General features: G+C 75.5%; 24 protein-coding genes. 20 read left to right on the top strand and 4 right to left on the bottom strand.

The features are described from left to right. The first annotated feature begins 42 nt into the window (after window positions 1-42). Window positions 43-747, top strand: coding sequence for a DUF305 domain-containing protein (locus GCE86_RS13050; protein WP_154227208.1), 705 nt, complete (start codon window positions 43-45; stop codon window positions 745-747). Window positions 748-905: 158 nt separating this feature from the next. On the opposite strand, the gene GCE86_RS13045 is transcribed toward GCE86_RS13050, so the two are convergent. Continuing rightward, window positions 906-1,202, bottom strand: a complete 297-nt coding sequence (locus tag GCE86_RS13045) for a hypothetical protein (protein ID WP_154227207.1) — start codon at window positions 1,200-1,202, stop codon at window positions 906-908. Between the two features lie 309 nt (window positions 1,203-1,511). On the opposite strand from GCE86_RS13045, the gene GCE86_RS13040 reads away from it, so the two are divergent. The 5 genes from GCE86_RS13040 to GCE86_RS13020 all read left to right on the top strand — a co-directional run bounded on the left by GCE86_RS13040 (window position 1,512) and on the right by GCE86_RS13020 (window position 7,094). Further along, window positions 1,512-1,748, top strand: coding sequence for a GntR family transcriptional regulator (locus tag GCE86_RS13040; protein ID WP_154227206.1), 237 nt, complete (start codon window positions 1,512-1,514; stop codon window positions 1,746-1,748). Window positions 1,749-1,787: 39 nt separating this feature from the next. Continuing rightward, a complete protein-coding gene (locus GCE86_RS13035; protein ID WP_154227205.1) occupies window positions 1,788-3,032 on the top strand; it encodes a sensor histidine kinase in 1,245 nt (414 codons plus the stop codon). Beyond that, window positions 3,029-3,694 (top strand): response regulator, encoded by a 666-nt coding sequence (locus tag GCE86_RS13030; protein ID WP_154227204.1) that lies wholly within the window; start codon window positions 3,029-3,031, stop codon window positions 3,692-3,694. The genes GCE86_RS13035 and GCE86_RS13030 overlap by 4 nt, the downstream gene beginning before the upstream one ends. A gap of 149 nt (window positions 3,695-3,843) precedes the next feature. Beyond that, a complete protein-coding gene (locus tag GCE86_RS13025; RefSeq protein WP_154227203.1) occupies window positions 3,844-4,608 on the top strand; it encodes an ABC transporter ATP-binding protein in 765 nt (254 codons plus the stop codon). Window positions 4,609-4,613: 5 nt separating this feature from the next. Further along, complete coding sequence (locus tag GCE86_RS13020; protein WP_154227202.1) at window positions 4,614-7,094, top strand: ABC transporter permease; 2,481 nt, start codon at window positions 4,614-4,616, stop codon at window positions 7,092-7,094. Between the two features lie 133 nt (window positions 7,095-7,227). Here the strand turns inward: GCE86_RS13020 and GCE86_RS13015 are convergent, their stop codons facing one another. Next, window positions 7,228-8,637, bottom strand: a complete 1,410-nt coding sequence (locus GCE86_RS13015) for a serine/threonine-protein kinase (RefSeq protein ID WP_154227201.1) — start codon at window positions 8,635-8,637, stop codon at window positions 7,228-7,230. A gap of 556 nt (window positions 8,638-9,193) precedes the next feature. Here GCE86_RS13015 and GCE86_RS13010 point away from each other — a divergent pair. From GCE86_RS13010 to GCE86_RS12975, 8 genes are all read left to right on the top strand, one after another. Then, window positions 9,194-9,826: an RNA polymerase sigma factor gene (locus tag GCE86_RS13010; protein WP_154227200.1), complete on the top strand. Its 633-nt coding sequence runs from the start codon at window positions 9,194-9,196 to the stop codon at window positions 9,824-9,826. 16 nt (window positions 9,827-9,842) lie between these two features. After that, window positions 9,843-10,691 carry a hypothetical protein gene (locus tag GCE86_RS31845; RefSeq protein ID WP_154227199.1) on the top strand — a complete coding sequence of 283 codons (849 nt, stop codon included), beginning with the start codon at window positions 9,843-9,845 and terminating at the stop codon, window positions 10,689-10,691. Window positions 10,692-10,858: 167 nt separating this feature from the next. Continuing rightward, on the top strand, window positions 10,859-12,094 hold the full coding sequence (gene egtA, locus GCE86_RS13000; RefSeq protein ID WP_154227198.1) for an ergothioneine biosynthesis glutamate--cysteine ligase EgtA: 1,236 nt from the start codon (window positions 10,859-10,861) through the stop codon (window positions 12,092-12,094). Further along, window positions 12,091-13,428, top strand: a complete 1,338-nt coding sequence (gene egtB / locus GCE86_RS12995) for an ergothioneine biosynthesis protein EgtB (protein WP_154227197.1) — start codon at window positions 12,091-12,093, stop codon at window positions 13,426-13,428. The genes egtA and egtB overlap by 4 nt, the downstream gene beginning before the upstream one ends. A gap of 96 nt (window positions 13,429-13,524) precedes the next feature. Continuing rightward, window positions 13,525-14,271 (top strand): ergothioneine biosynthesis protein EgtC, encoded by a 747-nt coding sequence (gene egtC, locus GCE86_RS12990; RefSeq protein ID WP_154227196.1) that lies wholly within the window; start codon window positions 13,525-13,527, stop codon window positions 14,269-14,271. Window positions 14,272-14,312: 41 nt separating this feature from the next. Next, window positions 14,313-15,278, top strand: coding sequence for an L-histidine N(alpha)-methyltransferase (gene egtD, locus GCE86_RS12985; protein WP_154227195.1), 966 nt, complete (start codon window positions 14,313-14,315; stop codon window positions 15,276-15,278). Window positions 15,279-15,505: 227 nt separating this feature from the next. Continuing rightward, entirely contained in the window at window positions 15,506-16,093 is a 588-nt protein-coding gene (locus GCE86_RS12980) for a TMEM165/GDT1 family protein (protein ID WP_154227194.1), read from the top strand. Window positions 16,094-16,256: 163 nt separating this feature from the next. Next, window positions 16,257-16,463, top strand: coding sequence for a hypothetical protein (locus GCE86_RS12975; RefSeq protein WP_154227193.1), 207 nt, complete (start codon window positions 16,257-16,259; stop codon window positions 16,461-16,463). A 50-nt stretch (window positions 16,464-16,513) separates the two neighbouring features. Here GCE86_RS12975 and nhaA read toward each other — a convergent pair whose 3' ends face one another. Then, window positions 16,514-17,815: a Na+/H+ antiporter NhaA gene (gene nhaA / locus GCE86_RS12970; RefSeq protein WP_154227192.1), complete on the bottom strand. Its 1,302-nt coding sequence runs from the start codon at window positions 17,813-17,815 to the stop codon at window positions 16,514-16,516. Window positions 17,816-18,127: 312 nt separating this feature from the next. Here nhaA and GCE86_RS12965 point away from each other — a divergent pair, with 312 nt between their 5' ends. Beyond that, window positions 18,128-19,582, top strand: a complete 1,455-nt coding sequence (locus GCE86_RS12965) for a tyrosine-protein kinase domain-containing protein (RefSeq protein ID WP_154227191.1) — start codon at window positions 18,128-18,130, stop codon at window positions 19,580-19,582. Here the strand turns inward: GCE86_RS12965 and GCE86_RS12960 are convergent. Further along, window positions 19,563-20,150: an arsenate reductase/protein-tyrosine-phosphatase family protein gene (locus GCE86_RS12960; protein WP_154230479.1), complete on the bottom strand. Its 588-nt coding sequence runs from the start codon at window positions 20,148-20,150 to the stop codon at window positions 19,563-19,565. The two genes, GCE86_RS12965 and GCE86_RS12960, sit on opposite strands and share 20 nt — an antisense overlap. A gap of 144 nt (window positions 20,151-20,294) precedes the next feature. Between GCE86_RS12960 and GCE86_RS12955 the strand changes: the two genes are divergently transcribed. From GCE86_RS12955 to GCE86_RS12935, 5 genes are all read left to right on the top strand, one after another. Further along, entirely contained in the window at window positions 20,295-21,524 is a 1,230-nt protein-coding gene (locus tag GCE86_RS12955; protein WP_154227190.1) for a glycosyltransferase family 4 protein, read from the top strand. A gap of 129 nt (window positions 21,525-21,653) precedes the next feature. After that, window positions 21,654-23,438 (top strand): DUF4012 domain-containing protein, encoded by a 1,785-nt coding sequence (locus tag GCE86_RS12950; protein WP_154227189.1) that lies wholly within the window; start codon window positions 21,654-21,656, stop codon window positions 23,436-23,438. Between the two features lie 13 nt (window positions 23,439-23,451). After that, window positions 23,452-24,072, top strand: a complete 621-nt coding sequence (locus tag GCE86_RS12945) for a hypothetical protein (protein WP_154227188.1) — start codon at window positions 23,452-23,454, stop codon at window positions 24,070-24,072. 108 nt (window positions 24,073-24,180) lie between these two features. Continuing rightward, window positions 24,181-24,600, top strand: coding sequence for a protein-tyrosine phosphatase family protein (locus GCE86_RS12940; RefSeq protein ID WP_154227187.1), 420 nt, complete (start codon window positions 24,181-24,183; stop codon window positions 24,598-24,600). A 23-nt stretch (window positions 24,601-24,623) separates the two neighbouring features. Further along, window positions 24,624-25,886, top strand: a complete 1,263-nt coding sequence (locus GCE86_RS12935; protein WP_154227186.1) for a D-alanyl-D-alanine carboxypeptidase family protein — start codon at window positions 24,624-24,626, stop codon at window positions 25,884-25,886. Window positions 25,887-26,026: the final 140 nt, after the last annotated feature.

Here is a 26,026-nt window from a genome sequence, read left to right as displayed (position 1 = left end):
TATGGATAGGATCGCTGTCACCTCGACCGGAGGGAGTGTCGTATGACCGGCCGGCAGGGACGTGTCCAGCTCGCCGTCACAGCGTTGGTGGCGCTCGCGGTCGTGGTCGGCGTGGTACTGGCCGGGCGGGGCGACAGCCGCCCGGCGGCCGCTCCGGCCGGTCCCGCCGGTCGCCCCGCCGGCGCCACCGGCACTGCTGCGCCGGCCGACGCCCCGCCGGTCGTCGTGCCGGGCCGGCCGGGGGAGCCGGCGGCCACCCGCGCCGCCCAGGAGGTCCGGGACGCCGCAGCGCCCCGCTACAACGGCCTCGACGTCTGGTACGTCCGGATGATGATCCCGCACCACCAGCAGGCGGTGGAGATGGCGACCCTCGCGCCCGACCGGGCCGCCGACCCCCGGGTACGCGCCGTCGCCGATCGGATCCGCGCCGCCCAGGGGCCCGAGATCGGGGTGCTGCGCGGCTGGCTCGGCGCGCGCGACCTGCCCGCCGAGGTCGCCGGGCACGACCACGGCACCATGCGGGGGATGCAGTCCGCCGAGGCCATGCGGGAGCTCGCCGCCGCCCGGGGCGCGGACTTCGACCGCCTCTTCGTGCGGATGATGACCGCGCACCACGAGGGCGCGGTGACCATGTCGACCGACCTGCTCAAGGTCGGCGCGGACCAGACGCTCCAGGAGTTCGCGAACGCCGTCGCCGTCGAGCAGTCCGCCGAGATCGCCCGCCTCCGCGACCTGGTCGGCGCCTGACGGCAAGATCCGCGGTAGCGCGACGGGAGCGGCCGGCGCCGCTGAACGGATGACCGCGCGCATGGTCGCCGGTATCGGCGATCTTGGACACTTGCTGTTCGGTGCGAACGGTAAGTGTCCAAGATCCCGCCGGTGCCGCGGCCCGCGTCGGTCGCTGATCACCCGCGCCGGTGAACGCCCCTCCCCTCGCAGGTGATCGCGCCGCAGGCGCCGTCGTGGTCGGCCGGGCGGAGGCAGCGGGCGTCGCCGGGCAGCCGGGCGTCGCACCAGACCCGGGTACGCACGAACTGGCGATCCTCCTCGCTGAGCGTGGTCTCGCCGAAGTCGACGGCGGTGACATGGCGCAGCGATTCGCGCAGCGCGACGGCCAGCGCGGTGGCCTGATCGAGCCGGGTGAGCGTGGTGGGTAGATGGATGATCCAGCGCGGCTCGGTTGCGGTGTCGGTGGAGTCCATGACTCTCCCTGGGAGCGGCAGAGGGCGGCGCCGAGGCGGGCGGGGGCGGCCGGCGCGACCGCGCGCCCGAGCCGGCCGGAGCCCGGCACCCGCCCCGGGCCTGTCGATGGCATCTGGTGCCGGGGCTGTGGTCGGAGCAGCGGGACGGCCGGGCCGCCGGACGCCGCTCCGAGAGGTGACGCCGCAGTGCCTAGCTGGGAGCCCCCTCGCCGGTCGACTCTACCGACAATACTGGTAAAGTCAACGATGCGCTTGAAGTCCTCCCGCACGGCGTGATCAGATGGGCATGCCTAGCTGGGAGTCCTTCGCATGCCCGCACCACGGAAGTTCGAGCCGCACTACCGGCGGATCATCGCCGACATCAGGGGACGCATCGCCTCCGGCGAGTGGCCGCCGGGCCACAAGCTGCCGTCCACCAAGGCGCTGGCCGATCTTTACGAGGTCGGAAGCCAGTCCACCGTGCGACAGGCGATCACGATCCTCATCGAGACCGGCGAACTCTACGGACACCAGGGTCTCGGTGTCTTCGTCACTGACAGGGAGTGACGCGGCAAGCATCGACGTGCGCGCGAGACCGTACCCTGGGTGACCGTGGACCGCATCATCTTCGGCCGCCCGCTGCGCAGCGTCGCGTTCGACGCCGCCGTCTCCGGGCTGGTGGCCCTCGTCGCCGTCCTGGGGATCTTCGCCCAGCCCGGCGGCGTGGCGGGTGCGGCCGTCGGGATCGTGATGGCGCTGGTCCTGCTGTTCCGGCGCACCCATCCGTCGGCGGTGGCCGCCGGGGTGGCCGTGCTCGCGCTGCTCCAAGTGGTCGTCGGCTGGGGCCCGCTGGCCTATGACATCGGCGTGCTCATCGCGCTCTACAGCGTGGTCAAGTACGCCGACCGGCTGCGCGACGGCGTCCTGGCCGGGATCGTCGCCGCGATCGGCGTGCTGCTCGCCGCGGCCCAGATGCCCGCGCAGGCGCCCTGGTGGGCCGGCGCGCTCTACTACGGCCTGGTCACGGGCGCGGTATGGCTGGTCGGGCTGAACGTGCGCACCCGCCGGCTCTACGTGGTCAGCCTGGAGGAACGCGCCACCACCCTGGAACGCGAGCGGGAGGCCGAGGCCCGGGCGGCGGTCGCCGAGGAACGGACGCGGATCGCCCGCGAGCTGCACGACGTCGTGGCGCACAGCATGGCCGTCATGATCGTGCAGGCCGACGGGGTGCGGTTCACCATCGACCGCGACCCGGACACCGCGCGGGAGGCGGCCAAGGTGGTGGCGGACACCGGCCGGCAGGCCCTCGAGGAGATGCGGCGCCTGGTCGGCGTACTCCGGGAGCCGAGCCGGCCGGAGCCGGCGGACGCGCCGGCCGCGGCGGCCGAGCCCGGCGGCGGCCTGTCCGCCGAACCGGCGCACCGGCGGCCGGCCCTGGTCGAGCTGCCCGACCTGCTGGACCGCTTCCGCGCGGCCGGGCTGCGGATCACCGACACCACCACCGGCACCCCGATCGCCCTGCCGCCCGGCCTGGAGCTGACCGTCTACCGCGTCGTGCAGGAGAGCCTCACCAACGCGCTCAAGCACGCCGGCGTGGGCGCGGCGGTCGAGTTGCGCCTCGACTGGTCCGCCGACGCCGTCGCAGTCCGGGCGGTCGACGACGGGCGCGGCCGTCCGGTGGTCCGGCCGGCGCCGTCCGGCGGGCACGGCCTGGTCGGCATGCGCGAGCGGGTCGGGGTGTACGACGGCAGCCTCACCGCCGGCCCCGCGCTGGGCGGGGGCTGGCGGGTCGAGGCGCGGCTGCCGCTACCGTCGGCGTCGGGCACCGAGGAAGGGAAGGCGGCGGCATGACCGTCCGGGTGGTGATCGTCGACGACCAGGCGCTGGTGCGTGCCGGGTTCCGGATGGTGCTCGACTCGCAACCCGACCTCGCCGTGGTGGGCGAGGCGATCGACGGTGCGGACGCGCTGCGGGTCCTGGACCGGGTCGAAGCCGACGTGGTGGTGATGGACGTGCGGATGCCGACCATGGACGGCGTGGAGGCGACGCGGCGGATCTGCGCCCGGCCGGCCGGGAACCGCCCGCGGGTGCTGGTGCTCACCACCTTCGACACCGAGGCCGACGCGTTCGCCGCGCTGCGCGCCGGGGCCAGCGGCTTCCTGCTCAAGAACGTCCCGCCGGAGGACCTGCTCGCCGCGATCCGGGTGGTCGCCGAGGGCGACTCGGTGGTGGCGCCGTCGATCACCCGGCGGCTGCTCGACCGGTTCGCCGGGCAGCTCGGGCCGGCGCCCACCGAGGACCCGCGGCTGGCCCAGCTCACCGACCGGGAGCGGGAGGTGCTGCTGCTGGTCGCGCAGGGGCTCTCCAACGCCGAGATCGCCGCGCGGGTGCACGTCGCCGAGGCGACCGTGAAGACCCACGTGGGCCGGATCCTGGCCAAGCTCCAGCTCCGCGACCGGGTCCAGGCCGTGGTGCTGGCCTACGAGAGCGGGCTGGTCACCCCGGGCGGCTGACCCGCCGTACGACCTGGGTCGTACGGATCCACCCGGTCGGGGGCGACCACCGGCGTACCGAGGTCGAGCGCGCAGGTGGAGATCAGTCGCGGGGTGCCGCCCATAGCGTCGGAAGGGTCTTCAGGATCCAGTCCGACAGGAGCACCACGTTGTCCGCAACCACCACCACCGGCGTCGCCGTCACCGCCCGTGGGCTGCGCAAGGAGTACGGCTCGGGGCTGAACCGCGTCGTCGCCCTCGACGGCGTCGACCTCGACCTGGCCGCCGCCCGGTTCACCGCCGTGATGGGCCCGTCCGGGTCCGGCAAGTCCACCCTGCTGCACTGCCTGGCCGGCCTGGACCGGCCGTCGGCCGGCAGCGTGCGCATCGGCGACGCCGACCTGGCCCGCCTCGACGACCGCCGGCTGACCCGGCTGCGCCGCGACCGGATCGGCTTCGTCTTCCAGAAGTTCAACCTGCTGCCCACCCTCACCGCCGAGGAGAACATCGTGCTGCCGCTGGCGATCGCCGGGCGGCGGCCCGACCCCGGGTGGCTGGGCCGGGTGGTCGCCGCGGTGGGCCTCACCGACCGCCTCCGGCACCGGCCGGCCGAGCTGTCCGGCGGCCAGCAGCAGCGGGTCGCCGTGGCCCGGGCCCTGGTCACCCGGCCGTGGGTGATCTTCGCCGACGAGCCCACGGGCAACCTGGACTCGCGCTCCGGCGCGGAGGTGCTGCGGCTGCTCCGCGAGGCGGTGGACACGCTCGGCCAGACCGTGGTCATGGTGACCCACGACCCGAAGGCCGCCGCCCACGCCGACCGGGTGGTCTTCCTCGCCGACGGGCGGCTCGTCGACGAGCTGCACGCCCCGACCGCGGGCCAGGTCCTCGACGCGCTGACCCGCCTCGAGGCCGGCGCTTCGCTCGCGGGGCGGTGACCGGGATGCTGCGCCTGACCCTGCGCCAGGTCCGCGCCGAGGGGCTGCGCCTGCTGCTCTCGTCGCTGGCCATCGTCCTCGGCGTCGCCTTCGTGGCCGGCACCCTCATGTTCACCGACGGCATGCGCGCCGGGGCGTACGAGCGGGCCGGCGCCTTCGACCGGCACACCGACCTGGCCGCGTACGCCGGTACGGCCCCGCTGCCCCCGTCCCTGGTCGACCGGGTACGCGCGGTCGACGGGGTGGCCGCCGCCGAGGGGGAACTGACCGGCACCGCCGGTGTGGTGGGCGCCGACGGCCGGCCCGTGCTCGGTTACGCCGTCCTCGCCGCGATCCCCACCGACCCGGCCCTCCAGTCGTACGACGTGGTCGCCGGGCGGCTGCCGCAGCGGGCCGGCGAACTGGTGCTCGACGAGGAGACCGTCGCCGACCAGCACTTCACCCTCGGCGCCCCGGTACGCGTCGGCGGGAACGGCGGGCCGGCCCGCCCGTACACCCTGGTCGGCACCGTCGACGTGGCCGGCAGCTCCCGCGACGTCGGCGGCCCCTTCATCGGCCTGGCCGGTCCCGACGCCCTCGCGGTCAGCGGCGAGCGCGGCTACGGCCGCATCATGGTGGCCGCGCGGCCCGGCGTGGACCGGGCGGCGCTCGCGGACCGGGTCCGCGCGGCGGTCGGGCCGGACGTCGTGGTCCGGGACCGCACGGCGATCCTCGACGAGGCGGTCGCCGACGCGGTCCGTGACCGGCGGCAGTTCGAGCTTTTCCTGGGCACGTTCGCGGCGGTGGCCGTGGTGGTGGCCGGGTTCGTGATCGCCAACACCTTCGCCATCGTGCTCGCCCAGCGGTCCCGGCGGACCGCGCTGCTGCGGCTGGTCGGCGCCACCCGGGGGCAGGTCTACCGGGCCACCCTCGGCGAGGCGGCGCTGACCGGGCTGCTCGCCTCGGCGGTCGGGGTGCTGGCCGGGGTGGGGCTGGCTGCGGGCCTCGGCGCGCTGCTGTCGACCGTGGACGGGCCGGTCGGCGGCGGGGTCACCGTCACCGCCCGGACGGTGCTGCTGTCCCTCGGTCTCGGCACACTGCTGACCGTGGTGGCCGCCGCCGTGCCGTCCTGGCAGGGCACCCGGGTGGCGCCGGTCGCCGCGCTCACCGACGCCGCGGTGCAGCCGGCCCGGCGGGCCGGGCGGGTCCGGCTCGTGGCCGGCGCGCTGGTCCTCGCCGCCGGTGTCGCCGCCCTGGTCGGCGCCGGGATCGTCGGTCAGGTGCCGCTGGTCGCCGCGGGCGGGGTGCTGGCCTTCCTGGGCATCGTGCTGTTCGGGCCGGTGCTGGTGCCGGCCCTGGTCCGGGTGCTCGGCCTGCCTCTCCGCCGGCTGCTCGGCGTCCCGGCCGGGCTGGCCGTGGCCAACGCCGTGCGCAACCCGCGCCGGGTGGCGGCCACCGCCACCGCCATGGTCATCGGCATCGGCCTGGTCTCCGCGTTCGTGGTCGGCGCGGGCAGTGCGAAGGCCGGGATCGAGCGCGCCGTGGACGCGCAGATCGGAGTGGACTTCCTGGTCACCGGGATCGGCGGGGACCTGCCGGCGCCGCTGGCCGGTGAGCTGGCCGCCCGGCCGGAGCTGGGCGTGGTGCACGAGCAGCGCAGCCGGGTGGTGGACGGCATCGAGGTACGCGCCGCGCACCCGGCGCTGATCCGGCGGACGCTGTCCGCGGTGGACGCCGGTGACCCGGCCGCGCTGGGGCCGGGCACGGTGCTGGTGCACCGCGAGCTGGCCGCCGCCCGCGGCTGGTCGGTGGGCAGCACCGTCCCGCTCGCCGGCCGGTCGTTCCGGGTGGCCGCCGTGGTGGCCGACGACAACCCCGCCCTGGCCGGCAGCCCGGTGCCCGCCGGTCACGTGGTGGACGTCGCCGACGCCGACTTCAGCCGCCTCTTCCCGGCCGAGCGCGGCTACCTCGCCGAGGTGGACCCCGCCGACGGGGTCTCCACCGACGCCGCCCGGGTCGCCGTCGAGTCGGTCCTCACCCGGTACCCGACGGTCAACCTGCTGGACCAGGCGGCCTACAAGAAGATGCTCACCGGCACCGTCGACCTGGTGCTCGGCTTCGTCACCGCGCTGCTCGGCCTCGCCGTGGTCATCGCGCTGGTCGGCGTGGCCAACACGCTCACCCTCTCGGTGGTGGAGCGGACCCGGGAGAACGCGGTGCTGCGCGCCGTCGGTCTCACCCGCGGCGGGATGCGCGCCGTACTGGCCGTCGAGGCGGTGCTGACCGCGCTGGTCGGCACGCTGCTCGGCATCGCGCTGGGCACCGGCGTGGCCGCCGGCGGGATGGCCGTGCTGGGCCGCATCGGCGGGGACTTCACCCTCGTGCTGCCGTGGGGGCGGCTCGGCCTGATCGTCGCGGTGGCGGTGGTCGCCGCGCTGGCCGCCTCGGTCCTGCCGGCCCGGCGGGCCCTGTCGCGGCCCGTGGTGGCGGCCCTGGGCGCGGAGTGATCCCCTGCGCCTCCTGACGCGTCGAGCCGGTCCCGCGACAGCCGCGGGCCGGCTCGACCGGCTGCCGCGGCTCAGCGTCCTGCCCGGCTCCGGATGCCGCAGGTCAACGGACGACCGGCTCCGGTCCCGTACGTCAGCGGTTCGACGCCGGCTCGACCGCGCCGCCCTCGCCGCCGCCTCCGCCGTCACCGCCACCGGCGGGGTCGGTCGTGGTCGTGGTGGTCTCGGTCGGCGCGGTGGTCTCCACCGGCGGGGAGCTGGTGGTCGGGGCCGTGCTCGGCGCGGTCGGCAGGGTCGACGGGACGTCGGACGGGCTCGGCTGGGCCGATCCGCTCGCGGAGGGGCTCGGCGTCGCCGAGGCCGACGTCGACGGCCGGCCGGTGGGGCGCACCGGGTGGTACCCGTCGTCGCCCGCGTCCGTCGGCGGCCCCTCGGTGACCGCGGCGTCCGCGACCGAGTTGCTCGGGGCAACGGCCGGCGCGGTCGTGTCGATGTGGGTGGCCGGCGCGTCGGCGTTCTTGGCCGCGCCCAGGGCGGCGCCCAGCGCGGTGAGTGCCACCAGCACCGCGGCCGCGGCGCCGACCAGCGTGCCGCGGCGACCCGCCCGGCGGGCCGGTGCCACGAGGGCCCCAGGCGCGGTGGCGGTCAGGTCGTCCCGGGTGCGGCCCGACCCGGTCGCGGTGCGCAGCGTCACCGGCACCATGGCGGTGGGCGACTCGGACGCGGCCGCGCGCGCGGCCTCGGCCATGGCGGCCGCGGTGGGGTAACGGTCCGCCGGGTCCTTCGCCAGGGCGCGGGCCACCAGGTCCCGGACCGGCTGCGGGATCTCCACCGGGAGCTCCGGCGGCTCGTCGTCGAGGTGCCGGACGGCCACCTGGAGCGGGTTGTCACCGGTGAACGGCGGGCTGCCGGTGAGGCAGCAGTAGGCCACGGCGCCGAGCGCGTAGATGTCGGTGGCGCCGGAGACCGGCCGGCCGGCGGCCTGCTCGGGGGCCATGTAGAGGGCGGTGCCGGGCACCGCGTTCGTGCTGGTGATGCTCGTCACGTTGGTCGAGCGGGCCACCCCGAAGTCGACCAGCACCACGGTGCCGTCGTCCTGCACGAGCAGGTTGCTGGGCTTCACGTCCCGGTGGACGATGCCCCGGGTGTGCGCCCCGTGCAGGGCCTGGGCCACCTGCGCCACGATCGACATCGTCTCGCCGACGTCGAGCTGCCCGGACGCCTCGATGCGGCGGGAGAGCGGCTCGCCGGCCACGAACTCCATCACGAGGTAGTCGGCCCGGCTGCCGTCGGGCAGCTCGTCCTCGCCGCAGTCGAAGACCTGGACCACGCCCGCGTGGCGCAGGGAGGCCATGATCCGCGCCTCGGCGCGGAAGCGGGCGATGAAGTCGGGATCGGAGACCAGGGCGGGCAGCAGGACCTTCACGGCGACCGGGCGGCCGAGCACCAGGTCCGTGGCACGCCAGACGTCGCCCATGCCGCCGGTGGCGACACGGTCATCAAGGCGGTACCGACCGCTGAGTACGACGTCGGAAGTCAACACCTCAATACCGTACCCAGAGCGGCCCCGGAGTATTTCCCGCGTTCTCTCCCGTCACGACCGGCGGGCGGCCCGGCGCGCCCGGGTCGAACGGTCAGCGGCCCGCTCGCCGAGCGGCTTACCGTGACGAATCGCGTACGATCGGGCAGGAAAATGTGCCCGGAGGTTCATGTGTCCGGCTTTGGCCTGGTGTTTCGTCCCGGTTAACCGGCCCGTAGCGAAATAACGGTGGGAATTGTTACGTCGACGCGCCGCCGCTGGCCCTAGACAATTCTCACTCTTTCCACGGTGGGCGGCACCTTGTCGGACCCGGTGCCCGCTCCTAGCCTTGGCCCGGCTCCCGTCCGCCCCGTGACGCCGGTACCGTATGTCCGCCGACGGCCGTCCTCTCACGGCGGTTCCATACGCGCGCCCGCACCCGACGGTGCGGGTGCCGATCAGGGCAGCGGGGGACTGATGGTGCGGGTGGAGGTCCGGTCGTCCGACCGGGCGGGCGTCGGGCATACCGGCACCGGCGGGCGCCGGTACCAGGCAACGGCACGGCGGGAACGGCGGATCCATGACCGGTGAGCTGAGCGAGGCGGTCGCCGCCGCGCAGGCGGGCGACGAGGAGGCCTTCCGCTTCCTCTACCGCAGCCTCCAGCCCGGCCTGCTGCGCTACCTCACCGCCCTGGTCGGCGCCGACGCCGAGGACGTGGCCTCGGAGACGTGGCTCCAGATCTCCCGCGACCTGCCCACCTTCACCGGCGGCGAGTTCCGCGCCTGGACGGTCACCATCGCCCGCAACCGCGCCATGGACCATCTGCGCCGGCAGCGGAGGCGGCCCGCCCTGCCGGTGCCCGTGCAGGCGCTGAGCGAACTGGCCGGGGACGCGGACACCGCCGAGCGGGCCGGCGAGACCATCGGCACGGAAAGTGCGCTGGCGCTGATCGCCAGCCTGCCGCCCCGTGAGGCGGAGGCGGTGCTGCTGCGCGCCGTGATCGGGCTCGACGCGGAGACCGCCGGGCGGGTGCTCGGCCGGCGGGCGGGCGCGGTGCGTACCGCGGCGCACCGGGGGCTGCGGCGCCTGGCCGCGCTGCTGGAGCGCGCCGACGCCGAGCAACCGGCGGACCGGGCCGGGGGAGCGACGCCGCCCCGCCCCCGTGCGCAGCGGGGACGGCAGGCGCCCAAGGCCGAGCCGGCGGACGGCTGACGTGGAGGGAAACGGAATGAGTTCAGGCCGGTCCGACAGGCCCGCCGACCGGGCCGAGTCGGAGCGCCTCCTCGACGCGGCCCGCGCCGGGTCACCGCCGCACGCGGCCGCCGATCCGCTGGCGCACCTGCTCGCCGCGGCCGCCGCCCCCGCCACCGCGGCGGAGCTGGCCGGCGAGGAGGGAGCGCTCGCCGCGTTCCGGGCCGCGCGAGCGGACCGGGCCCCGGCCGCCGCACCGCGGCCGCGCCACCGCTTCCGGGTCGGCGCGGTGCTGGCCGGGCTCGCCGCCACCGCCACGGCCGGCGTCGCGTTCGCCGCGGTGAGCCTCGATCCGGGCCCGGAACCGGCGCCGCCGCCGGCCCCCACCACGCCCGGCCCCGGCACCGCTGGCCCCAGCACGGGCGCCGGCGACCCGGGCACGACGACCCCGAGCGGCGGTACCCCCGGCGGGGTGCCGTCCACCGCGCCGACACCCGGCGCGTCCGGGGGTTCCGGCAAGCCGGCGAGCGCCGGGAAGCTCGCCGGGCAGTGCAACGCCTACCTGGCCAAGTCCGGGTCGCAGCGGGCCGCCGCGCTGGAGAGCCCGGGCTTCGCCGACCTGGTGGCCGCCGCGGGCGGCCCCGACCGGGTGGAGGACTACTGCCTGGCGTTGGTGCCGGAGAAGTCGCCGGAGCCGAAGTCGTCACCGGAGCCGAAGTCGTCGCCCGAGCCGAAGTCGTCGCCCGAGCCGAAGTCGTCGCCGCAGCCGAAGTCGTCGCCCAAGCCGAAGTCGGAGCCGGAAGCGACGTCGGCCGCGGCGCGGAAGGGGACGCCCGCCGGGTCACCCCCGCGCTCCGGAAAGCCGAGCACGGCCCCCGGTCGCTGAGCGGGCGGCGCCCGCGCCGCAACCGGATTCCGGACAAAAATTCATCTCCCCGGGCGCGCGGATCCCGTCTGCTAGACAGAAGATGGTGGGACCCGCCGACGCCCGGCCGCCACGGCAGGGCACCGGCCGGCAGCGTGGTCGCCCGCCCCGGGGAGAGGAGCCGTCTCGTGGTGATGTCGCCGGACCTGGACCGGGCCACCGTCCTGGGAGACGAGGCGGCCGCCCGCGGGCACATCGCCCGGATCTGCTTCAAGACCGGACCACCCGCCCTGACCGGCGTGGAGCTGGAATGGACGGTGCACGACGCCGCGGACCCGGCCCGCCCGGTCGGCCGCGAGCGACTGCGCCGGGCGCTGGGGCGGCACAGCCCCGTCACCCTCGACCCCACCAGCCCGGCCGCCGGGCTCCGGCGCGGTGGCACCGTGACCGTGGAGCCGGGCGGGCAGGTGGAGATCTCCGCGGCGCCGCGACCGTCGGTCGCCGCGCTCATCCTGGCCACCGAGGCCGATCTCGCCGAACTGCGGGCCCTCCTGGACGCCGAAGGCCTCGTCCTGGGCCGCACCGGCATGGACCCCTGGCGCCCCCCGCGCCCCGTCGTGGAAACCCCGCGCTACCGGGCCATGCGCGACGTCTTCGACCGGCACGGGCCGGCCGGGCGGGCCATGATGTACAGCACCGCCGGGCTCCAGGTCTGCCTGGACACGGGCGAGCCGGACCGGCTGGCCGAGCGGTGGGCCGCCGCGCACGCCGTCGGGCCGCCGCTGCTGGCCGCCTTCGCCACCGCCGACCGGCACGCCGGCCGCCCCACCGGCTGGGCCTCCACCCGGATGGCCGCCTGGCTGGCCATCGACCCGGCACGCGTACGCCCGGTCTGGTCCCCGGGGCGGGCCGACCACGACCCGGTCGCGGCCTGGGCGGGGTACGCGCTCGCCGCGCCGCTGCTCTGCGTCCGCGGTGACGGTCCGGACTGGACGCCCCCCGAGGGCGTCACCTTCGCCGACTGGCTGGCCGGGGCGCTGCCGCGCCCGCCGACCACCGACGACCTGGAATACCACCTCAGCACGCTCTTCCCGCCGGTCCGCCCGCGCGGCTACCTGGAGCTGCGCTACCTGGACGCCCAGCCGGGCCGGGACTGGACGGTGCCGCTGGCGGTGCTGGCCGCGCTCTTCGCCGACCCGGCCACCACCCGGGACGCGCTGGCCGTGGCCGCCCCGGTCGCCGACCGGTGGTCAACCGCGGCGCGGCGCGGGCTGGCCGAGCGACCCCTGGCCAGCGCCGCGGCGGCCCTGTTCGACCTGGCCCTGGCGGCCCTGCCCCGGCTGGACCTGCCGGCCGGGATCCACGACGAGACCGACCGAGCGATCCGGCGGCGCCGCGCCGCCGCGGAGAGGGGACACCGGTGACGACGACCGAGCGGCCGGCCACGGAGGGCGAGCAGTTGCGCAGCCGGATCGCGGCCGAACTGGAGCGCACCCGGGCCCGTACCGCGTTGCTCACCGACGCGGTGGACGACGACGACCTGGTGCGGCAGCACTCCACGCTCATGTCCCCGCTGGTGTGGGACCTGGCGCACGTCGGCAACCAGGAGGAGCTCTGGCTGGTCCGCGACGTCGGCGGGCGCGAGCCGGTGCGCCGCGACATCGACGACCTGTACGACGCGTTCAAGCAGCCCCGCCGGGACCGGCCGGCCCTGCCGCTGCTGCCGCCGGCCGAGGCGCGGGCGTACGTGCGTACCGTCCGGGACAAGGTGTACGACCTGCTGGACGGGATCCGGTTCACCGAACGGAAGCTGGTCGAGGACGGGTTCGCCTTCGGCATGATCGTCCAGCACGAGCAGCAGCACGACGAGACCATGCTGGCCACCCACCAGTTGCGCGCCGGCGGTCCGGTGCTGGACGCGCCGCCCCCGCCCGAGCCGCGGGTCCGGGTCGGCGGCGAGGTGCTGGTGCCGGCCGGTCCGTTCACCATGGGCACCTCGACCGACCCGTGGGCGCTGGACAATGAGCGCCCCGCGCACACCGTCGACCTGCCCGCGTACGTCATCGACGCAGCGCCGGTCACCAACGGGCAGTACCGCGCCTTCATCGCCGACGGCGGCTACGACGAGCCGCGCTGGTGGAGCGGGGCCGGCTGGCGGCACCGGGTCGAGGCCGGGCTCAGCGCCCCCATGCACTGGCGGCGCGACGGGGACGGGTGGGCGTACCGCCGGTTCGGCCGCTGGTCCCCGGTGCGCGACGACGAGCCGGTGGTGCACGTCTGCTTCCACGAGGCGGAGGCGTACGCGGCGTGGGCCGGCAAGCGGCTGCCCACCGAGGCGGAGTGGGAGAAGGCCGCCCGCTGGGATCCGGCGACCGGCCGGTCCCGCCGCTACCCGTGGGGCGACGCGGACCCGGCGAGCGGGCACGCCAACCTGGGGCAGCGGCACCTGTGGCCGGCGCCGGTGGGCGCCTACCCGGACGGCGCCTCGCCGCTCGGCGTCCACCAGCTCATCGGTGACGTCTGGGAGTGGACCTCGTCCACGTTCCGGGGGCACCCGGGCTTCGTGGCGTTCCCGTACCGGGAATACTCGGAGGTCTTCTTCGGCGACGACTACCGGGTGCTGCGTGGCGGCTCCTTCGGCACCGACCGGTCGGCCTGCCGGGGCACCTTCCGCAACTGGGACTACCCGATCCGGCGGCAGATCTTCAGCGGTTTCCGCTGCGCCCGCGACGCCCCGGACGAGGAGGCGCGGGCGTGAGCGAGCGCAGCGAGCGAACCATTCGGCTCAGTGGGCAGGCGCGTCACGCCACCACGCCGCGAAGCGGCGCGGCGGCGTGACGGGCGGTGCGACCTGATGTGCCGCCACCTGGCGTACCTCGGTCCGCCGGTCAGCCTGCGCAGCCTGCTCTTCGACCCGCCGTACGGGCTGCTGCGACAGTCCTGGGCGCCGCGCGACATGCGGGGCGGCGGCACGATCAACGCCGACGGCTTCGGAGTCGGCTGGTACCCGGGCGACGGCGACCCGGTCCGCTACCGGCGGGCGCAGCCGATGTGGAGCGACACCACCCTGCCGGAGCTGGCCGGTGTGACGCTCGCGGGGGCCGTGCTGGCCGCCGTCCGCTCCGCCACGGTCGGCATGCCGCTGCACGAGACGGCCGCCGCGCCGTTCGCCGAGGGGCGCTGGCTGTTCAGCCACAACGGGGTGGTCCGCGGCTGGCCGGACAGCCTGGTGCCGCTCGCCGCGGGGCTGCCGGTCCGCGATCTGGTCACCCTGGAGGTGCCGACCGACTCGGCGCTGCTCTGGGCGCTGGTCCGGCACCGGCTGCGGGCCGGGGCCGCGCCCGGCGACGCCCTCGCCGAGACCGTCGCGGCGGTCTCCGCCGCCGCCCCGGGGTCGCGGCTGAACCTGCTGCTCACCGACGGCGCCACGGTCGTGGCCAGCGTGGCCGGGCACGCGCTGTCGGTACGCCGTACCCCGGATTCGGTGCTGCTGGCGTCGGAGCCCTTCGACGACGACCCCGGCTGGCGGCCGGTGCCGGACGGCCGGCTGGTGGTGGCCACCGCCGGCGGACTGGACACCCGGGAGCTGACCCTCGCCTGACACCCCTTTTCCCACACCGGTAGGAACAGGAAGGACTGCTGATGAGCGCTGAGCCACTGGAGATCCACCTGGAGGAGCAGGACCTCGACCGCGGCCTGCGGGAGGACGTCCGGGTCGGTCTGGCCGCGACGCCCAAGTGGCTGCCACCGAAGTGGTTCTACGACGCGCGGGGCAGCGAGCTGTTCGAGGAGATCACCCGGCTGCCGGAGTACTACCCGACCCGGGCCGAGCGGGCGGTGCTGGCCGCGCACGCCGACGAGATCGCCGCGCTGACCGGCGCCAAGACCCTCATCGAGCTGGGCTCGGGGTCGTCGGAGAAGACCCGCCTGCTGCTGGACGCCTTCACCCGCCACGGCGACCTCGGCAGCTTCGTGCCGCTGGACGTCTCGGTCAGCGCGCTGCGCGGGTCCACCGAGCAGATCGCCGCCGCGTACCCGGGGCTGCGGGTGCGCGGCATCGTGGGTGACTTCACCCGCCACCTCGACCGGCTGCCCACCGGCGGCCGCCGGCTGGTGCTGTTCCTCGGCGGGACCATCGGCAACCTGCTGCCGGTGGAGCGGGCCGAGTTCCTCACCTCGATGCGCGCGGCGCTGGAGGCCGGCGACTGGCTGCTGGTCGGCACCGACCTCGTGAAGGACCCCGCGGTGCTCGTCCCCGCCTACGACGACGCGGCCGGGGTGACCGCCGAGTTCAACCGCAACGTGCTCCGGGTCATCAACCGCGAGCTGGGGGCGGACTTCGACCCGGCGGCGTTCCGGCACGTGGCGGTGTGGGACCCGGAGCACGAGTGGATCGAGATGCGGCTGCGGGCCGAGCGCCCGGTCCGGGTGCGCGTGCTCGACCTGGACGTCCGGTTCGCCGCCGGCGAGGACCTGCGCACCGAGATCTCGGCCAAGTTCCGGCCCGACGGGATCGCCCGGGAGCTGGCCGCCGCCGGGTTCGTCCGGCAGGCGTTCTGGACCGACCCGGACGGGCTGTTCGGGGTCAGCCTGGCCCGCGCCGACTGACGCGCCGGTGACCCGGTTCACCCCCGGCGGCCCGCGCCGTGGTGATCGGATAGGCTGGGCGGCGCGAAGGGGAGTAGCCCCCAATGTCGTGGTCGACATACTGATGCGTTCCGCATCCGGCCACGCGGCCCCGGTCATGCGGGGCGGGCGAGACCTTCGACTCAGGCTGTCGCAGCCGGGTCGAGGGCGTCCCCGTACCTCCTCCCGGCTTGATCGGGAAGGTTCACATGGACGGTTTCCTCGTCGCGCTGGTGGTCAGCTTCGGCGTCATCTTCGTCGCCGAGCTGGGCGACAAGTCCCAGCTCATGGCCCTGACGTTCGCCACCCGCTTCCGCCCGCTGCCGGTGCTCATCGGCATCACCGTCGCCACCGCGGTCGTGCACCTGGCCTCGGTCGCCATCGGCTACGGCCTCCACGCGGCGCTGCCCACCGGGTGGATCTCCCTCATCGCCGGCCTGGCGTTCCTCGGCTTCGGCGCGTGGACGCTGCGCGGCGACAAGCTGACCGAGGAGGAGAAGCGCAAGGCGGAGAAGAGCAGCCGCAACGCCATCGTGGCGGTCGGCGTGGCGTTCTTCCTGGCCGAGCTGGGCGACAAGACCATGCTCGCCACCATCACCCTGGCCACCAAGTACGGCTGGTTCGGCACCTGGCTCGGCTCGACCCTCGGCATGGTCGCCGCCGACGCTCTGGCCATCCTGGTGGGCCGCCTGCTCGGCCGGCACCTGCCGGAGAAGGCCATCCGGTACGGCGCCGCCGTGCTCTTCGCCATCTCCGGTCTCTGGCTCGTCTTCGAGGCGATCGCCGAGCTGACCTGAGGCCGCCCGCCGGTTCCGCCGTACGTGCCGGCGGCGGAACCGGCCGCGGATGATCGAGGACCGCGTCCGCGGGGTATGAACATCCGGGCGACGCCACGGCGGGTGCCGACCACCGCCTAGCGTGAGCCACGAGAGGAAACCGGACGACCGGGAGGTCCCGCGCATGAGCAGGCACGACGAGCCCAACGAGTACGGCTTCGCCGGTGAGACCACGGCTCCGGAGCCGCCGGCCGGCGGGCGCCCCGACGAGCAGGACCGGGCCGAGGAGATCGCGGTTCCGGGCGACGACCTCACCGAGCCGGTCGCCGACGCGCTGGAGGAGGAGACCGAGGAGCGCGGCGAGGAGCGCACGGCCGACCGCCGCCGCTGAACCGCCGGGCGCCGGCCGCCGGGTGGCGGCCGGCGCGGGAGCCGCGCCGGCTAGGAGCGCCGCTCCTGGTAGACGTCCGGGATGCCGTCGCCGTCGGCGTCCCGGCTCTCCCGCTCGCTGATCCGCCGGTAGACCCGGTTGCGCCGGATCAGCACCGTCGAGGCCAGCCCGGCGGAGACCAGCGAGCCGAGCAGCACGGCCGCCTTCACCCGCTCGTCCTCCGGGCTGCCCGGGCCGAACGCCAGCTCGCCGATGAGCAGCGACACGGTGAACCCGATGCCGGCCAGCAGGGACAACCCCGCCAGGTCCGCCCAGGTGATCTCCTCGTCCAGCTCGGCCCGGGTGAACCGGGCCAGCAGGAACGTCGAGCCGAACACCCCGACCGCCTTGCCGAGCACCAGCCCGGCGGCCACGCCGAGCACCACGGGGTCGCTGAGGACGGCGCCCAGGTCGACGTCGACCAGGGACACCCCGGCGGCGAAGAACGCGAAGACGGGCACCGCGAGGCCCGCCGAGACGGGCCGCCACCGGTGCTCCAGCCGCTCGGCGAGCCCCGGCCCCGGACCGCCGGCCGGGCGTACCGGCACCGTGAAGCCGAGCAGCACCCCGGCCACCGTGGCGTGCACGCCGGAGGCGTGCACCAGCGCCCAGGCGGTCGCCGCGAGCGGGAGCAGCACCCACCACCAGGTGTGCCGGCGCCGGACGAGAAGGGCGAACGCGGCGATCGGCAGCGCCGCGGCGAGCAGCGGCAGCGGTTGCAGGTCGCTCGTGTAGAAGACCGCGATGATGACGATCGCGAAGAGGTCGTCGACCACGGCGAGCGTGAGCAGGAAGGCCCGCAGCCCCTGCGGCAGGTGTGAGCTGACCACGGCCAGCACGGCGAGCGCGAAGGCGATGTCGGTGGCGGTGGGGATCGCCCAGCCGCGCAGCCCCGCCCCGCCGGCGCTGAGCGTCACCGTGACGTAGACCAGCGCCGGCATCACCATGCCGCCCAGCGCGGCCACCACCGGCAGTGCCGCCCGGCGCGGGTCCCGCAGGTCGCCGGCGGTGAACTCCCGCTTGAGCTCCAGGCCGGCCACGAAGAAGAAGATCGCCAGCAGGCCGTCGGCGGCCCAGGCGGCGAGGCTCAGGTCCAGGTGCAGCGCGGCGCCGCCCGGCCACGGCACCAGGTCGCCCAGGTCGGCGTACGCGGCCCGCCACGGCGAGTTGGCCCAGAGCAGGGCGATCAGCGCGCCGAGCAGGAGCAGCCCGCCACCGACGGTCTCGGCGCGCAGCACGTCGGCCAGGAACCGGGCCTCCGGCCAGGACCGGCGGGACAGCAGGCGGGGGAACGGCGGGCGGCGGTCGGTCATGCGGTGTCCGTTCCGGGAGCAGGGGTCGGCGGAGTCGTCGCCGACCAGACTTCCCGGCACACCGGTTCCGACCCTATCCGGCCGGCCGCCCGCCCGCACCACACGGCCGGATCCGGCGTTAACAGGGTGGACCGCCCGGATACCGGTCTGGCATGGACGTATTTAGACCGTCTGTGCGGTTCTGATCGTTTACATTCGTAGAGTCGCTTACCGTGATGTATAGGCGATTTGATCCTGGCACGCGTACTGGGGTTCTTAGGGGGCTTTCGTGCAGTTTCATCGGCAGACCGGCATGTCGCGAGGGGGAGCGTGATGGACGTTCTCGGCTACCTGCGCCTGGTCCGGCGCCACTGGTGGATCGTGCTGGTCACGGTGATGATCGCCGTCGGCGCCGCGGCGCTGGTGACGGTCCGGACAGCGCCCCGGTACGAGGCCTCGGTGACCTTCTTCGTCACCACGCCGAGCCAGGGCGTCACCGACGCCTACCAGGGCAGCCTCTTCCTCCAGCAGCGGGTGAAGTCCTACGGTGACCTGCTCACGAGCGACCGGCTGGCGCAGAGCGTCGTCGCCGAGGCCCCGCTCGGGCTCACCGCCGACCAGGTCCAGCGCCGGATCACCACCTCGACCGAGGCCGGCACCGTGCTGCTGAAGGCGACCGTCACCGACACCGACCAGACGCGGGCGCTGAAGACCACCGAGACGCTGTCGGCGAAGTTCGTCGAGCTGGTGCAGAAGGTGGAGACCCCGGTGGACGGCAAGGCGCCGCCCATCAAGCTCGAGGTGGTCAGCGGTCCCCGGGTGACCGCCAGCCCGGTCTCGCCCCAGCCGGTGCGGAACCTGGTCATCGGCGGCCTGCTGGGACTGCTGCTCGGTGCGGGGCTGGCCGTGCTGCGCGGGCTGGCCGACGTCCGGATGCGCGACGCGGCCGCGCTCCAGCGGGTGACCGGCAGCCCGCTGCTGGGCGAGATCCCGTTCGAGTCCGGGGCGAAGTCGGCCCCGCTGATCGTCGGCGAGGCGGCCAACTCGCCGCGCGCCGAGGCGGTCCGCAAGCTCCGGACCAACCTGCGCTTCGTCGACGTGCACGAGCCCGCCCGGGTCATCGCGGTCACGAGCGCGCTCCAGGGCGAGGGGAAGACCACGATGGCCTGCAACACGGCCATCGCCCTGGCCGAGGCCGGCTGGCGGGTGCTGCTCATCGACGCCGACCTGCGCCGTCCGAAGGTCGCCGACTACCTCGGCCTGGACGGCGGAGTGGGGCTCACCGACGTGCTGGTGGGCGACGTCCAGGTCGGCGACGTGGTGCAGCGGTGGGGCGACAAGTCGCTGCTGGTGCTGCCCAGCGGCGCCACCCCGCCCAACCCCAGCGAGCTGCTCGGCTCGAAGGCCATGGCGGACCTGCTGGTGGCGCTGCGCGAGTCGGCCGACATCGTGGTCATCGACACCGCGCCGCTGCTCGCGGTCACCGACGGTGTGGTGGTCGCCGTGCAGGCCGACGGCGCGCTGCTGGTCACCCAGCAGGGGCGGACCTCGCGCAGCCAGGTGGCCGCCGCGGCCCACGCCCTGCACTCGGTATCGGTGCGCCTGCTCGGCTGCGTGCTGAACATGGCCAAGGTGGCCAAGGCCGACGCCTACCAGTACGAGGCGTACAAGGTGGCCGTGCCGGCCGCCGGGCCGTCCGTGCCCACCGACCGGGCCGGGGTGGCCCGGCGCGGGGAGAAGGTGCCCGTGGGCGACCACACCCAGGAACTCACCCGGCTGTCCCGATGAGCGCGAGCACCGGCCGGATCGACCGCTCGATCTCCTCGGCGCAACGCCGGAAGTCGGCGGGCGAGCCGCCGATCGGGTCGCGCAGGTCGTCCGCATCCCGGGTGGCGGGTTGCAGCCGCCCCCGGGCGCGGACGGCCGCCACCACGGCGGCCCGCAACGGGGAATCCGCTGCCGTGGGGGCCGCCTCGATCGGCTCGGTCGCCTCCGCCGCCTCGGCCGTGGCGGCGGCGGCCAGCCGGGCGAACTGGCGGAGCGTGAACGTCCGGGGCAGCGCGGCCGGGGCCATCGCCGTGCAGACCGAGCGCTGCCGCCGGGTCGCGGTCAGCACCAGGGCGGCCCGGGTCAGGTGCTCGGGGCGGAGCCGGCGGGTGCGGAACGCCGCCGGGTCCACGCCGGTCCCGGCGGCGACCTCGACCGCGTACGGGTGCATGGCGGCCCCGTCGAGAGCGTCGGTGCCCGCGCTGGTCACCGCGACCGGCAGGTCGCGCAGCAGCCGGCGGGCGATGAACTCCGCCATCGGGGACCGGCACATGTTGGCGTGGCAGACGAAGAGCACCCCGTCGACCATCTGCACCCCTCTCGTCGGCACGGTCGCGGGAGGGGGTGCCGCGACGGCGGTGTTCCGGCGGTCGCGGCCGGACGCAGAGGGGATGTCGGCATCCTACGGGGTGCCGGTACCCGCGCGCCGGGAAGCCCCGCCGGGGGCACGGGCATGAAGATCGGCCTCCTGTCGTACCACTTCCCGCCCGAGCCCGCGTTCATCCCGGGCAGCCTGGCCGAGGAGCTGGCCGCCCGCGGCCACGAGGTGCGCGTCCTCACCGGCTTCCCCGACTATCCCGGCGGGCACGTCTACCCGGGCTGGCGGCAGCGCTGGCGGCACCAGACGCGCAGCGAGCGGCTGACCGTCCGCCGGGTGCCCCGGTACCCGGCCGGCGACGGCTCGGCGCGGTCGCGGATGGCGAGCTGGCTGTCCTTCGCGGGCAGCGTGGCGCTGACCGGCCGGCGCTACCTCGGTGACGTCGACGCCCTCTACGTCTTCCAGCTCCCCGCGGTCACCTTCGCGGCGGCCGGCCTGCTGCGGCTGCTCGGCCGGGTGCCGAGCGTGCTGCACGTGCAGGACGTCTGGCCGGAGGAGGAGCCGTCCCGGACCGGCGAGACGCGCCGGTGGTCGGGCCGGCTGGACGCCACCCTGCGCCGGATCTACCAGGAGGCGGGCGCCGTCGCGGTCACCGCGCCCTCCATGCGGGACCTGGTCGTGGCCGGGGGCGCCGACCCGGAACGGGTGCGGGTGGTGCTGAACTGGACCGACGAGCGGATCTTCCGCCCGACCGAGCCCAGCCGGGCGGCCCGGACGCTGATCCGCCGGGACGGCCGCTGCGTGGTGATGCACGCGGGCACGATCGGCGTACGCCAGGGGCTGGAGACCGCGGTGCGCGCGGCGGCCGCGCTGGACGACCGGCTGGACCTCGTCCTGGTCGGCTCGGGAGCCGAGGAGCGGCGGGTGCGGGGGCTCGCCGCCGAGCTCCGGGCGGACAACGTGCGGTTCGTCGACCGGCGGTCCCCGTTGGACATGCCGGAGCTGTACGCGGCGGCCGACTACCAGCTCGTCATGCTGCGTGACCTGCCCGAGCTGCGGGGCATGGTGCCGGGCAAGCTCCAGGCGGCGCTCTCCTGCGCGGCGCCGGTGGTGGCGTCCGCCGGCGGGGACACGGTCGCGCTGGTGGAACGGGCGCGGGCCGGGCTGTCCTGCCCGCCGGAGGACTGGGCCGCGCTGGCCGACCGGTTCTGGCTCGCCTCCGCGATCCCGCCCCCGGCCCGGGCCGACATGGGTCGCCGGGGCCGGGACGCCTACCTGCGGGAGATGTCGCTGCGGGCCGGTGTCGACCGGATCGAGGGGTTGCTGCACGAGGTCGCGGCGCGGGCCGGGAGTGCCCGCCGCTGACCGGAGCGGCTCTCGCGAAACCGCCACGCGGTAGCAAAGTGCCTGATATCGCCGCGAACCGATGGAAATTTGTGCTACAAAGCGATCAATCGTCATTGGTGTCCGGTTTTTGAGCCACGGGAGAGTGGTGTGACGGAAAGCGGTGGGTCGCCCCACCGGCGGCGGCGCTCCCGGCGCCGCAGCCGGGTCCGCGTACGCCGGTTCCTGCTCGTCGGGCTGGTCGTCGTCTCGGTGCTGCTGGCCGCCGGCGGCTGGGTCGGGTTCCGCGGCTGGCAGGCCCGGGCGCACCTGCTCAACGCTGCCGGGCTGGCCAAGGAGCTGAGCACCCAGGTGGTCGGCGGCGACGTGGCCCGGGCCCAACGCACCCTCGCGGCGCTCCAGGAACAGGCCGCCGCGGCCCGCGGCGCCACCGGCGACCCGGGCTGGTGGCTCGGCCAGCGCACCCCGTACGCGGGCGACGACCTGGCCGCGGTACGCCAGATCGCGGTGGCCGTGGACGACCTGGCCCGGCTCGCCTTCCCCACGCTGCTCCGGGTCGACCTCGCCTCGCTGGTGCCGAAGGAGGGGAAGCTCGACCTGGGCCGGCTGCGTGCCGTCTCGGCCGAGGTCTCCGCGGCCGACGGGGCGGTGCGGCGGACCGGGGAGCGACTGCGCGCGGTCGACACCGACGACCTCGTGGGGCAGGTCCGGGACGCGGTCTCCGGGTTGCGGTCCGAACTGGACCGGCTGGGCGAGCTCACCTCGGCCGCCGACCAGGGCGCCCGGCTGCTGCCGGCGCTCCTCGGCGCCGACGGTCCCCGCAGCTACCTGCTCGTCTCACAGAACCCGGCCGAGCTGCGCGCCACCGGTGGCATGTTCGGCGCGCACGCGGTGCTGCGCGCCGAGGGCGGCCGGATCCGGATGTCCGACCAGGCCAGCGCGAGCAGCCTGCGGTCGTTCACCCCGCCGTTGCCGGTGAGCCAGGAGATGCGGGGCCTGTGGAAGGACCTGCCCGGGACGTACCCGGCGGACGTCAACCTCAGTCCGGACTTCCCGACCGCGGCGGCGCTCTACCGGGAGATGGTCCGCCGGCGCACGGGCACCACGGTGGACGGTGTGCTCGCGGTGGATCCGCTGGTGCTGTCGTACCTGCTCGGCGTGATCGGGCCGGTCAGCGTGCCGGGCCGGCCGGGCCTCGCCGGCAGCACGGTGGTCCGGACCCTGCTCAGCGACACCTACCGGACGCTCGACAACGCGGAGCAGGACGCGTACTTCGCGAAGGCCGCGTCCGCGGTGTTCGACGCGCTCTTCACCAAGGCGGTGAATCCTCGGGCGCTTTTGACCGTTTTCAACCGTTCTATTGCAGAACGTCGGATATTGTTCTGGAGTGCCCATCCCGCGGAGCAGAGCGTCCTCGGCGACAGCCGATTGGCCGGGAAGCTCCCCGAGAAGGACACCGTGCCGACCGTCGGCGTGTTCCTCAACGACGGCAGCGGCGCGAAGCTCGGCTACTACCTGAGGTTCTCGGCAACCGTGACGGTCGGCGACTGCCAGCCGGACGGGCGCCGGGAGCTGCGGCTACGGGTCACGGTCCACTCCACCGCCCCGAAGTCGGGCCTGGCCAAGTCGGTCACCGGCCTCGCGCTCTCCGGCGATCCGTACACCGCCCGCACCCTCGTGTCGGTGTACACGCCGACCGGAGGGGCGGTGCTCGGCGGCCGCCTGGACGGGCGGGACACCGCGATGGGCAGCGGGACCGCCGGTAGCCGCCAGGTGACCGTGGCGAACGTCGAGGCCAAGCCGGGGCGTACCCGGACCCTCGACGTCACCCTGCTCACCGGCAAGACGAGCGCCGGCACGGCCGAGCTGGTGCTCACACCCACCGTCACCCCATGGACCACCCACGTTGTTTCCGCACCAAGCTGTGATCAGTAGGAGGGAATCCATCATGCGGCTATCCCGCATCTTCATGGCGCTCACGGTCGGCCTGGCCGTGGCGGCCGTGCCGACCGCGGCCGGCGCGGCACAGCCGCAGCCACCCGTGTACCCACCGGGTGACGCGTCGCTGACCGTCACGCCACCGGCCATCCCGCTCGGCGAGACCTTCACCCTCAGGGGCACGGGCTTCGCGCCCGGGGCCGTCGAGATCGACGTGACGATCAGCGGCAACCCCAACGCGGCACCCGCCCAGGGGACGGTCCGCCGCAGCGACGGCAGCACCGTCGCGATGAGCGCGGTGGCCTACCAGCAGCCGCAGCCGGCGCCGACCGAGTTCACCGTGACGGCCGCGGCCGACGGCACGTTCACCGTCACCTACAAGCCCACCCGGACCGGGCGGTACACCTTCATCGCCCGCCAGGGCGGGGAGGAGGACCGCGCCACGGGCGTCGTCTACCAGCGGCGGCCGGACCGGCCGGGCCGGCCGGGCGGCGGCAACCTGCCGGTGACCGGTGACAGCCTCGGCACGCCGGTGAAGCTCGGCGGCGGCCTGGCGGGTGCGGGTGCGGTGCTCGTGCTGCTCTCCCTGGCCTGGCGTCGGCGCGGTCGCTTCGGGATCGGTTCCCGCTGATCCTGCGCCTCCCGGGCAGCGCCCGGACCGCTCGTGACGGTGCCCGCCGGACCACGTCCGGCGGGCACCGTCACGCCTGCCACTCCTCGCACGCCGCACAATGTGCGGATGGAACCGACGCCGCCGTGGACGGACCCGACCGGCCTGCTGGTGCTGCCCGGCGGCGCCGCCGTACGCGGGCGGCGGATCGCCGCGCCGGCCACGCCCGCCGACTTCGCCCTGCTGCTGGCGCCCGGACCCGAGCCGGCCTGGCCGTACCGCCGGATCCGCTGGCCCGACTTCTGGCTGCCGCTCGACCGGGCCGACGCGCTGGACGCGCTGCGGAAGGCGTGGCGCCGCGCGTACGCGGGGGAGCGGGTCGAGGTGGCCTGCCACGGCGGCGTCGGACGGACCGGCACCGCCCTCGCCGCGCTGGCCGTCCTGGACGGGCTCGCTCCCGGGGCCGCGGTGGCCTGGGTCCGCGCGGGTTACCACCGCCGAGCCGTGGAAACCCCGTGGCAGCGCCGGTGGCTGCGCCGCGTCCGTTGAGCCGCTCGGTAGGGTGCCTCCTCATGAGCGCACGGGTCCTGGCCGCCACCACCGTCGTCGCCCTGCTCGTCGCCGGGGCGCCCACCCCGGCGCACGCCGCCCCGCCGGTGGCCGCCGCCCCGGCCGCGGTGCCCTGCCCGCGGCTGCCGGCCCCGAAGGTGACCCGGCCGCCGCGCCCCACCCCGCCCCCGTCCGTGCCCGAGGACCAGGCCGTCGGCGGGGACGGGCTGGCGACGCCGGGCCTCGTGACGCCGCCCGGCAGCCCGGCGCCCCCGGCCGTCACGGCCACCACCTGGCTGGTCGCCGACCTCGACACGGGCGCCGTGCTCGGCGCCTGCGGTCCCCACGAGTACGGCATCCCGGCGAGCACCCAGAAGCTGCTGCTGGCCGCCACCATGCTGAACCGGCTCGACCCGAAGCAGGTGGCCGTCGCGACCCGGGCCGACCTGGACATCGAGCGGGGCAGCTCGGCCGTCGGCCTGCTCGTCGGCGGTCGCTACGCGGTGGAGACGCTCTGGCTGGGGCTGCTGCTGCAGTCGGGCAACGACGCGGCGAACATGCTGGCCCGGCTCGGCGCCGGCAGTGCCCGCGCCGGCGTCGACCAGATGAACGCCGAGGCGCGCCGGCTGGGCGCCCGTCAGACGCACGCCGTGACGCCGTCCGGGCTGGACGGTCCCGGGCAGTTCACCAGCGCGTACGACCTGGCACTGATCGCCCGCGCCTGCTTCGCCGACGAGCGGTTCCGTCGCTACGCGCTCACCGAGCGGACCCAGATCCCCGCCCAGCCCGCCCTGAAGAAGGGCGGCTTCCAGATCCAGAACGAGAACCAGTTGATCCACCGCTACCCGGGTGCCCTCGGCGGCAAGACCGGCTTCACCGAGCTGGCCCGGCACAGCTTCGTGGGCGCGGCCCAGCGCGGGGGCCGCCGGCTCGTGGTCACCCTGCTCGGCGCCGAGGCCCGCCCGGTGCGCGGCTGGCAGCAGGGCGCCCAGCTGCTCGACTGGGGCTTCTCGCTGCCCCGGGACGCCTCGGTCGGCCGGCTGGTCCAGCCCGGCGAGCCGGACGCCGAGCCGGGCGCGCCCAGCGGGTCCCCGGCCGCGGCCCACCCGACCCCGCCGCCGGCCTGGCGGGGGCCGGCCGGGACCGCCCTGCGCCGGATGGCCGATGGCGACTGGCAGGTCATCCTGCCCACGGCCGGCCTGCTCGCCCTCACCGTGGGCGGCCTGGTGGCGGCGGTTGCCGCCCGGCGGAGCCGGTCCCGGAGGGCCGGTCGCCGCCGCGCCTGACCCGCGACCGGGTCCGCCCGACGGGGCGGATCGCGGCGATGCCGCCCGTTCCGGCCGCGGCCGACCATATGGTCGTCACATGTGCGACACCGGGGCAGCCGTCAGGACGACGGGCCCGGTCGCGCGCTCGACCGCCGGTC

Origin of the sequence: Micromonospora terminaliae (assembly GCF_009671205.1) — a bacterium.
Classification (GTDB): Bacteria; Actinomycetota; Actinomycetes; order Mycobacteriales; family Micromonosporaceae; genus Micromonospora; species Micromonospora terminaliae.
Note: the sequence above shows the minus strand (reverse complement) of the source record. Positions and strands in the feature narration are given on the sequence as shown.

Coding starts and splice junctions, on each gene's coding strand:
- GCE86_RS13050 (WP_154227208.1), top strand. CDS start 43: ATGACCGGCCGGCAGGGACGTGTCCAGCTCGCCGTCACAGCGTTGGTG.
- GCE86_RS13045 (WP_154227207.1), bottom strand. CDS start 1,202: ATGGACTCCACCGACACCGCAACCGAGCCGCGCTGGATCATCCATCTA.
- GCE86_RS13040 (WP_154227206.1), top strand. CDS start 1,512: ATGCCCGCACCACGGAAGTTCGAGCCGCACTACCGGCGGATCATCGCC.
- GCE86_RS13030 (WP_154227204.1), top strand. CDS start 3,029: ATGACCGTCCGGGTGGTGATCGTCGACGACCAGGCGCTGGTGCGTGCC.
- GCE86_RS13020 (WP_154227202.1), top strand. CDS start 4,614: ATGCTGCGCCTGACCCTGCGCCAGGTCCGCGCCGAGGGGCTGCGCCTG.
- GCE86_RS13010 (WP_154227200.1), top strand. CDS start 9,194: ATGACCGGTGAGCTGAGCGAGGCGGTCGCCGCCGCGCAGGCGGGCGAC.
- GCE86_RS31845 (WP_154227199.1), top strand. CDS start 9,843: ATGAGTTCAGGCCGGTCCGACAGGCCCGCCGACCGGGCCGAGTCGGAG.
- egtC (WP_154227196.1), top strand. CDS start 13,525: ATGTGCCGCCACCTGGCGTACCTCGGTCCGCCGGTCAGCCTGCGCAGC.
- egtD (WP_154227195.1), top strand. CDS start 14,313: ATGAGCGCTGAGCCACTGGAGATCCACCTGGAGGAGCAGGACCTCGAC.
- GCE86_RS12980 (WP_154227194.1), top strand. CDS start 15,506: ATGGACGGTTTCCTCGTCGCGCTGGTGGTCAGCTTCGGCGTCATCTTC.
- GCE86_RS12975 (WP_154227193.1), top strand. CDS start 16,257: ATGAGCAGGCACGACGAGCCCAACGAGTACGGCTTCGCCGGTGAGACC.
- nhaA (WP_154227192.1), bottom strand. CDS start 17,815: ATGACCGACCGCCGCCCGCCGTTCCCCCGCCTGCTGTCCCGCCGGTCC.
- GCE86_RS12965 (WP_154227191.1), top strand. CDS start 18,128: ATGGACGTTCTCGGCTACCTGCGCCTGGTCCGGCGCCACTGGTGGATC.
- GCE86_RS12960 (WP_154230479.1), bottom strand. CDS start 20,150: ATGGTCGACGGGGTGCTCTTCGTCTGCCACGCCAACATGTGCCGGTCC.
- GCE86_RS12955 (WP_154227190.1), top strand. CDS start 20,295: ATGAAGATCGGCCTCCTGTCGTACCACTTCCCGCCCGAGCCCGCGTTC.
- GCE86_RS12945 (WP_154227188.1), top strand. CDS start 23,452: ATGCGGCTATCCCGCATCTTCATGGCGCTCACGGTCGGCCTGGCCGTG.
- GCE86_RS12940 (WP_154227187.1), top strand. CDS start 24,181: ATGGAACCGACGCCGCCGTGGACGGACCCGACCGGCCTGCTGGTGCTG.
- GCE86_RS12935 (WP_154227186.1), top strand. CDS start 24,624: ATGAGCGCACGGGTCCTGGCCGCCACCACCGTCGTCGCCCTGCTCGTC.